Here is a 911-nt window from a genome sequence, read left to right on the forward strand (position 1 = left end):
CGTTCACTTTCTCAAGCAACTTTTTAAGTATATAATAAGTTTCTCTTAAAGTCAACATGTTTTTTTATAAATGGTGGAGCCTAGCGGGATCGAACCGCTGACCTCCTGCGTGCAAAGCAGGCGCTCTCCCAGCTGAGCTAAGGCCCCGAAGTGGTCGGGAAGACAGGATTCGAACCTGCGACCCCATGGTCCCAAACCATGTGCTCTACCAAGCTGAGCTACTTCCCGATTTTTAAAAATATTATGGCGCGCCCGAGAGGAGTCGAACCCCTAACCTTTTGATCCGTAGTCAAACGCTCTATCCAATTGAGCTACGGGCGCATAATAATGAATGCCGAGGGCCGGACTTGAACCGGCACGGTAGTCACCTACCGCAGGATTTTAAGTCCTGTGTGTCTGCCAATTCCACCACCCCGGCGTGGATGGTATAGTTGGAGCGGAAGACGGGATTCGAACCCGCGACCCCCACCTTGGCAAGGTGGTGTTCTACCACTGAACTACTTCCGCATACAGGATAACTATCCTGTATAATGCGGGTGAAGGGACTTGAACCCCCACGTCATAAGACACTAGATCCTAAGTCTAGCGCGTCTGCCAATTCCGCCACACCCGCGTTACATGGTGAGCCATGAAGGACTCGAACCTTCGACCCTCTGATTAAAAGTCAGATGCTCTACCAACTGAGCTAATGGCTCTTTTTAAAAGACTTGTGTTATTATCTTATCCAAAAATGGTGCCGGCCAGAGGACTTGAACCCCCAACCTACTGATTACAAGTCAGTTGCTCTACCAATTGAGCTAGGCCGGCAAATATGGTGGAGGATGACGGGCTCGAACCGCCGACCCTCTGCTTGTAAGGCAGATGCTCTCCCAGCTGAGCTAATCCTCCGTATATTACACTTACGTGTAATA

At 49.9% G+C, this 911-nt stretch carries 9 tRNA genes; all 9 read right to left on the bottom strand.

From position 1 onward, the window contains the following. Nucleotides 1-71 precede the first annotated feature (71 nt). A tRNA-Ala gene (locus D368_RS14815) sits at nt 72-147 on the bottom strand. A 4-nt stretch (nt 148-151) separates the two neighbouring features. Beyond that, a tRNA-Pro gene (locus tag D368_RS14820) sits at nt 152-228 on the bottom strand. Between the two features lie 16 nt (nt 229-244). Continuing rightward, nucleotides 245-321, bottom strand: a tRNA-Arg gene (locus D368_RS14825). Between the two features lie 11 nt (nt 322-332). After that, nucleotides 333-418: transfer RNA gene (locus D368_RS14830), tRNA-Leu, on the bottom strand. Between the two features lie 14 nt (nt 419-432). Further along, a tRNA-Gly gene (locus D368_RS14835) sits at nt 433-507 on the bottom strand. 24 nt (nt 508-531) lie between these two features. Further along, a tRNA-Leu gene (locus D368_RS14840) sits at nt 532-613 on the bottom strand. A 6-nt stretch (nt 614-619) separates the two neighbouring features. Beyond that, a tRNA-Lys gene (locus tag D368_RS14845) sits at nt 620-695 on the bottom strand. A gap of 36 nt (nt 696-731) precedes the next feature. After that, nucleotides 732-807, bottom strand: a tRNA-Thr gene (locus D368_RS14850). A 5-nt stretch (nt 808-812) separates the two neighbouring features. Then, a tRNA-Val gene (locus tag D368_RS14855) sits at nt 813-888 on the bottom strand. Between the last annotated feature and the right edge of the window lie 23 nt (nt 889-911).

This window comes from Paenibacillus lentimorbus NRRL B-30488, from assembly GCF_000411595.1.
GTDB classification, from domain to species: Bacteria; Bacillota; Bacilli; order Bacillales; family Bacillaceae; genus Bacillus; species Bacillus velezensis.